We start from the raw sequence: 6,744 nt of genomic DNA on the forward strand, positions 1-6,744 counted from the left end.
AGGGACGGGCCAGCAGCCAGGCGAGGCGCTTCTCATCCCGGCTCATCGGCGGCAGCGGCGTCCGCTCCCGCGGCGGATGCGGCCTGCCGGGAAACAGCAAGCAAATCAGCACCACCAGCGCCGCGCCCTTCAGCCAGCCCAGCACCGGCGTGTGCAGCAGCAGGTACGGCAGATAGTTGAGGTGAATACCGTACGACCCCTCCGCCGCGCCGCTCATCACTAAATTCGGCACGTTGGCGGGTAGAATCGTCGCCGACAGCTGGAAGGTGCCGAAGCCGACCGCCAGCGCCAGTCCGTACCAGGCGCGGGTGCCGTCCTCAATCCCGGCACGCTTCGCCATCGCCGCGACGATCGGCATCAGCAGCGCGATGCGCCCCATATTGGAGGGCATTACGAAGGCCAGGGCATAGCTGAGCAGCACCACGCTGCCCACCATCAGCGGCCAGGAGTCCGTCAGCCTGGCCGACAGCGCCTGCGCCGCCCTGTCCGCCAGGCCGGTTTTACGAATCGCGATCCCGAGGACAAAGCCGCTGAACACCAGCCAGAACGCCGATGACGCGAAGCCGCCAAAGATAACCTCCGGCGGCGCGATTTTCGCCATCATCGCCGCGGCGAAAAACAGCAGCGCGGTAATAAATTCCGGCAGCAGGGAGGTCGCCCACAGCAGGATGGTAATGCCGACAATCAGGGAGGGAAGGAACAGAGGGTGAGAAAGCCAGAGCGACATACCTGTCTCCTGTCGTTTTTTTCAGCAAGAATACGACGCCGGGTCAGACAGGTAAATGCCAGATATGGTGGGGTCATTGCAGGATCGCGCAGCTATGGTCCTGAATCTCTTCCGCAGAGGCGCGGTTGAGGGTCAGCAAATTGCGCTCGGTGGCCAGCAGCACCAGCGAACCGTCGCTCTGTTCGGCCATCGCCAGCGCGAAGCGCCCCATGTGTTGACGCGCCTCGGGCACCTCTTCCGCCAGCATCAGGAAGGGGCTGCGCTGGGCCAGCTCCGCTTCGGTCACCCGGCGCGTCAGATATTCATGGCCGAGCAAACCGCCCGGCAGAGGCAGCCAGCGGCTGCTAATCGCCGAGGCCTCGCGGTCCAGCTGGGCACGAACGTCCTGGCGCAGGCAGGAGATATGAATATGGAGATGGTTCTGCGTGCGCCCGCTGCGGGAGTTAATCGTCAGCGCAACCGCGTTATCGGGTATCGGCGAGCCGCGGCGTTCGCTCATAATTTCCCGGCCTTGCCAGGCCTGCCAGAAGAAGTTTGGCGTCTGCGGGTTGAGCAGGAGCGGGCTCTCGGTGCCGTTAATCCGGTACGTCGGCATCAGCAGATACTGCAGCGGCCCGTTGCGGTCTTTAAACAGGACGTAGCCGCCTTTGAGATTGACCTCAGCGCAGGGGGCCGGGTTTTGCTGCTGCTGCTGATTGACCACGCACTGCTGCAAAACGATGTGCCGCAGCGCGTCCGGGTTGCCGGAGTGCAGCCAGTACCAGCCGCCTGCCGCAATCGCCGCCAGCAGCACCAGCAGCCCCAATAAAAGGTATCGTACTCTTCGCATTATGTTTTCCTGTCTCAGCCAGAACCGGAAGAGTAGCGTAATTTGATGACCAAATGAAAACGCCCGGTTATTTAACCGGGCGTTGAGGGGGAGAGATTAACGCTGACTAATCTGGTCGAAGGTGCCGCCGTTAGAGAAGTGCTCCTTCTGGGCTTTGGTCCAGCCGCCAAACTCCTGGTCGATAGTAAACAGCTTCAGCTTCGGGAACTCGCTGGCATATTTGCTGGCAACGGCCGGGTCGCGTGGGCGATAGTAGTTCTTCGCCGCGATCTCCTGGCCTTCCGGAGAGTAGAGATACTTCAGGTAGGCTTCTGCCACCTGGCGGGTGCCTTTTTTATCGACCACCTTATCCACGACTGAAACGGTCGGCTCGGCCAGAATCGATTCGCTCGGGGTGACGATTTCAAATTTGTCTTTACCCAGCTCGTTTGCCGCCAACAGGGCTTCGTTTTCCCAGGCAATCAGCACATCGCCGATCCCACGTTCAACGAAGGTATTCGTTGAGCCACGGGCGCCGGAATCCAGCACTTCGACGTTTTTAAACAGCGCCTTCACGAACTCCTGGGCTTTCGCCTGGTCACCGTGGTTCTGGTGCAGGGCGTAGCCCCAGGCCGCCAGGTAGTTCCAGCGCGCGCCGCCGGAGCTTTTCGGGTTCGGCGTAATGACCGACACGCCCGGTTTAATCAGGTCGTTCCAGTCATGAATTTGCTTCGGGTTACCTTTGCGAACGAGGAACACGATAGTGGAGGTATAGGGTGCGGAGTTATCCGGCAGGCGTTTCAGCCAGTTTTTATCGATGCGGCCGCGCTCGGCAATCGCGTCGACGTCATAGGCCAGCGCCAGGGTGACGACATCGGCTTCGATGCCGTTAATGACCGACGTTGCCTGCTTACCGGAACCGCCGTGGGACTGACGAATCACCACATTGTCGCCGGTTTCCTGCTTCCAGTGCGCGCTGAACGCTTTGTTGTACTGTTCGTACAGCTCGCGCGTCGGATCGTAAGATACGTTTAATAGCTGAATGTCTTTTGCCAGAACGCTGGCGGATGCCAGCAACAGAGTTAACCCCACGCCCCACTTATTCATCGCACCGCTCTCTATATGTCATGTTGTGATGAGCTAAGCGTGCCAGAAAGCGAACCGATGATTAAAGAATAAAAAAAGATTGGCTATAACCTGAGAGAATATACGAAGGGGTAAGACTAACCCCCTCCCGAGCAGGAGAGGGTGAGGACGCGAGGGCTACACTTCTTCCATGCGGCCCAGCAGCGCCTGCAGACGATCCTGCCAGCCCTGCTGCTGCTCTCTCAGCTGGCCGTTTTCACGCTCCAGCTCTTCGCGGCTGTGCTGTGCGCCCTGAACTTCCTGCGCCAGCGAGTTGTTCTTTTCTTTCAGCTCTTCGATTTCCATCTGCAACAGCGTGATGGTATCAATCGCCTGCTGTACTTTTGACTCTAACTTCTCAAACACTTCTAATGACATCGTCATACCTCTCCTGAACTTGCAAGGCGTTGATAGAAACCGTCCGTTTCGTATACGCGTTGACGCCTTAACGAAAATAAGCGCACTACAGTGGTGATGCAGTCGATTGTATGAATCCCCGCCTTCCCTGTCCAGCGACAACCCGCGCAGATTGCGGTTTGCAACACTTTTCAGCCTTTACCTGGCGTATTCGGCGCTAATTCCCGGCACTTCTGCGGCAATTGTTAATCATTGGGTTAGCGCCGCGCGTCCGTAAACGCTCTTTAATGTGCTACAACACGCGTTTATGGCGCGAAAACGCTCATTTTCTTGACCTGGCACACACATTTAGAGTTCGATATTTCTCGTTTGTGTTCGTTAACGATAAATTAACACTATGCCTACATGGCAGCGTGGTCGACGACGACCTTCATACTTACAATAATCACCACTTTGTTTCAGGATTCGATTATGAGCCAAACATCAACACTAAAAGGCCAGTGCATCGCAGAGTTCCTCGGTACCGGGTTGTTGATCTTTTTCGGCGTTGGGTGCGTCGCTGCGCTCAAGGTCGCGGGAGCCAGCTTCGGTCAATGGGAAATCAGCATCATCTGGGGTCTGGGCGTCGCGATGGCGATTTACCTGACCGCAGGCGTATCCGGTGCTCACCTTAACCCGGCGGTTACCATCGCGCTGTGGCTGTTCGCCTGCTTTGACGGACGTAAAGTTGTTCCTTTTATCGTTGCGCAATTCGCTGGCGCCTTTTGCGCTGCGGCATTAGTTTACGGGCTTTATTACAATCTTTTCCTCGATTTCGAACACTCGCATAATATGGTGCGCGGTAGCGTCGAAAGTCTTGACCTGGCAGGTATTTTCTCCACTTACCCGAACCCGCATATCAACTTCATGCAGGCTTTCGCGGTAGAGATGGTGATAACCGCTATCCTGATGGGCGTGATTCTGGCGTTAACCGACGACGGCAACGGCATCCCGCGTGGCCCGATGGCGCCGCTGCTGATTGGCCTGTTAATCGCCGTCATCGGCGCATCGATGGGACCGCTGACCGGCTTTGCGATGAACCCGGCGCGCGATCTTGGGCCGAAAACGTTCGCCTGGCTTGCCGGCTGGGGTGAGGTCGCCTTCACCGGCGGCAAAGATATTCCCTATTTCCTGGTGCCGCTGTGCGCGCCGGTGGTCGGTGCCGCTCTGGGCGCGTTCGGCTACCGCAAGCTGATTGGCCGCCACCTGCCCTGCGACATCTGCGAAGTCGAGGAGAAGGAGACAACCTCCGCCTCTACGACGCAACACAAAGCTTCGCTGTAATCTGACTACGAGACTCATACTATGACCGACAAAAAATATATCGTTGCGCTCGACCAGGGCACCACCAGCTCCCGGGCCGTAGTGATGGATCACAATGCCAATATCGTCAGCGTTTCTCAGCGTGAATTTGAACAAATTTATCCTAAGCCAGGCTGGGTTGAACACGACCCAATGGAGATTTGGGCCTCGCAAAGCTCGACGCTGGTTGAAGTGCTGGCAAAAGCGGACATCAGCTCCGACGAGATCGCCGGTATCGGCATCACCAACCAGCGTGAAACCGCCATCGTCTGGGAACGTGAAACCGGCAAGCCGATTTATAACGCCATCGTCTGGCAGTGCCGCCGTACCGCCGAGATCTGCGAGCAGCTCAAGCGTGACGGCATGGAAGAGTACATTCGTCAGGCCACCGGCCTGGTCGTTGACCCGTACTTCTCCGGCACCAAGGTGAAGTGGATCCTCGATCACGTTGAGGGCGCGCGCGAACGCGCTAAGCGCGGCGAGCTGCTGTTCGGCACCGTGGACACCTGGCTGGTGTGGAAAATGACCCAGGGCCGCGTGCACGTCACCGACTACACCAACGCCTCGCGCACCATGCTGTTCAACATCCATGAGCTGGACTGGGACGACAAAATGCTCGACGCGCTGGATATTCCGCGCGCCATGCTGCCGGAAGTGCGTAAGTCCTCCGAGATATACGGCCAGACCAACATCGGCGGTAAAGGCGGCACGCGTATTCCTATCGCCGGTATCGCCGGCGACCAGCAGGCGGCGCTGTTCGGCCAGCTGTGCGTCAAAGAGGGGATGGCGAAAAATACCTACGGCACCGGCTGCTTTATGCTGATGAATACCGGTGAGAAAGCGGTGGCCTCCACCCACGGCCTGCTGACCACCATCGCCTGCGGCCCGCGCGGCGAAGTGAACTATGCCCTGGAGGGCGCGGTCTTTATGGCCGGCGCCTCGATTCAGTGGCTGCGCGACGAGATGAAGCTTATCAACGACGCGTTCGATTCCGAATATTTCGCCACCAAGGTGAAGGATACCAACGGCGTATACGTGGTTCCGGCGTTTACCGGCCTCGGCGCGCCGTACTGGGACCCGTACGCTCGCGGCGCGATCTTTGGCCTGACCCGCGGGGTCAATGCCAACCACATCATCCGCGCCACCCTGGAGTCTATCGCCTATCAGACCCGCGACGTGCTGGAGGCGATGCAGGCTGACTCCGGCATCCGCCTGCACGCGCTGCGCGTCGACGGCGGCGCGGTCGCCAACAACTTCCTGATGCAGTTCCAGTCCGATATTCTCGGCACCCGCGTCGAGCGCCCGGAAGTCCGTGAAGTGACGGCGCTGGGGGCGGCTTACCTGGCCGGCCTGGCGGTTGGCTTCTGGCAGAACCTGGACGAGCTGCAGGAGAAAGCGGTGATCGAGCGCGAGTTCCGTCCGGGGATCGAAACCACCGAACGTAACTACCGCTACAGCGGCTGGAAAAAAGCGGTGAAACGCGCCCTGGCGTGGGAAGAGCACGAAGAGTAATCCTGCCGTAACCGTCTCGGCGGCGCAACGCTTGCCGGGACGACGGCTTCATGCGCAACGTTTTTTCTTCGCCCGGATAAGGTGCCCGGCACCGCCTCCGGGCTTCTTTTTCGTCCCGTCATGCGAATGCCTTTTCCCCACACCTTTTCGGCGGAATTATTTTTCCGCAAACGCTGGCAAACGTTTGCTTTTGCACTACAGTCCGCTAAAATCCCCGCTTTGCCACCTTGGGATTGCTTGTGATGTCCGTGAATACCGCCGAGCCAGAAAATGCGCAACCGGTTGCGCATAAACAAACCAGCGAATTAATCTACCGCCTCGAAGACCGCCCCCCGCTTCCACAAACGCTATTCGCCGCCTTCCAGCACCTGCTGGCGATGTTTGTTGCGGTGATCACGCCGGCGCTATTAATTTGTCAGGCTCTGGGTCTTCCTGCCCAGGATACCCAGCACATCATCAGCATGTCGCTGTTTGCTTCCGGCGTGGCATCCATTATTCAGATTAAGGCCTGGGGGCCGGTCGGCTCCGGGCTGCTCTCCATCCAGGGCACCAGCTTTAACTTCGTCGCCCCGCTGATTATGGGCGGTACCGCGCTAAAAACCGGCGGCGCCGACGTGCCGACGATGATGGCCGCGCTGTTCGGCACCCTGATGCTGGCCAGCTGCACGGAAATGGTCCTCTCCCGCATTCTGCACCTTGCGCGACGCGTCATTACCCCGCTGGTTTCCGGCGTGGTGGTGATGATTATCGGCCTGTCGCTGATTCAGGTTGGCCTGACCTCCATCGGCGGCGGCTACTCGGCGATGGCCGACCACACCTTCGGCGCGCCAAAAAACCTGCTGCTGGCGGGTATCGTGCTGGGGCTGATCATTAT

At 58.8% G+C, this 6,744-nt stretch carries 7 protein-coding genes; 3 read left to right on the top strand and 4 right to left on the bottom strand.

Annotated elements, in window-relative coordinates:
• The 4 genes from PFH44_RS23385 to zapB all read right to left on the bottom strand — a co-directional run.
• Nucleotides 1–727 (bottom strand): SLC13 family permease (locus PFH44_RS23385; protein WP_283826308.1); only part of this gene is annotated, 727 nt, incomplete at its 3' end.
• A 73-nt stretch (nucleotides 728–800) separates the two neighbouring features.
• The gene (locus PFH44_RS23390) at nucleotides 801–1,556 is read right to left on the bottom strand and encodes a CDP-diacylglycerol diphosphatase (RefSeq protein ID WP_283826309.1); all 756 of its coding nucleotides are present in this window, start codon (nucleotides 1,554–1,556) and stop codon (nucleotides 801–803) included.
• A gap of 96 nt (nucleotides 1,557–1,652) precedes the next feature.
• The gene (locus tag PFH44_RS23395; protein WP_045853817.1) at nucleotides 1,653–2,642 is read right to left on the bottom strand and encodes a sulfate ABC transporter substrate-binding protein; all 990 of its coding nucleotides are present in this window, start codon (nucleotides 2,640–2,642) and stop codon (nucleotides 1,653–1,655) included.
• A 156-nt stretch (nucleotides 2,643–2,798) separates the two neighbouring features.
• The gene (gene zapB, locus PFH44_RS23400; RefSeq protein ID WP_123709547.1) at nucleotides 2,799–3,044 is read right to left on the bottom strand and encodes a septal ring assembly protein ZapB; all 246 of its coding nucleotides are present in this window, start codon (nucleotides 3,042–3,044) and stop codon (nucleotides 2,799–2,801) included.
• A gap of 444 nt (nucleotides 3,045–3,488) precedes the next feature.
• Here zapB and PFH44_RS23405 point away from each other — a divergent pair, with 444 nt between their 5' ends.
• The 3 genes from PFH44_RS23405 to PFH44_RS23415 form a co-directional block, all read left to right on the top strand.
• Entirely contained in the window at nucleotides 3,489–4,340 is an 852-nt protein-coding gene (locus PFH44_RS23405) for an MIP/aquaporin family protein (protein WP_045853816.1), read from the top strand.
• Between the two features lie 21 nt (nucleotides 4,341–4,361).
• Nucleotides 4,362–5,870 carry a glycerol kinase GlpK gene (glpK, locus tag PFH44_RS23410; protein ID WP_045853815.1) on the top strand — a complete coding sequence of 503 codons (1,509 nt, stop codon included), beginning with the start codon at nucleotides 4,362–4,364 and terminating at the stop codon, nucleotides 5,868–5,870.
• Nucleotides 5,871–6,112: 242 nt separating this feature from the next.
• Nucleotides 6,113–6,744: solute carrier family 23 protein (locus tag PFH44_RS23415; protein ID WP_283826310.1), on the top strand; the 632-nt coding region annotated here is incomplete at its 3' end.

The sequence above is a fragment of the Klebsiella sp. Ech2A genome (assembly GCF_030078455.1).
In the GTDB taxonomy this organism is placed as follows: domain Bacteria; phylum Pseudomonadota; class Gammaproteobacteria; order Enterobacterales; family Enterobacteriaceae; genus Klebsiella; species Klebsiella terrigena.

Coding starts and splice junctions, on each gene's coding strand:
- PFH44_RS23390 (WP_283826309.1), bottom strand. CDS start 1,556: ATGCGAAGAGTACGATACCTTTTATTGGGGCTGCTGGTGCTGCTGGCG.
- PFH44_RS23395 (WP_045853817.1), bottom strand. CDS start 2,642: ATGAATAAGTGGGGCGTGGGGTTAACTCTGTTGCTGGCATCCGCCAGC.
- zapB (WP_123709547.1), bottom strand. CDS start 3,044: ATGACGATGTCATTAGAAGTGTTTGAGAAGTTAGAGTCAAAAGTACAG.
- PFH44_RS23405 (WP_045853816.1), top strand. CDS start 3,489: ATGAGCCAAACATCAACACTAAAAGGCCAGTGCATCGCAGAGTTCCTC.
- glpK (WP_045853815.1), top strand. CDS start 4,362: ATGACCGACAAAAAATATATCGTTGCGCTCGACCAGGGCACCACCAGC.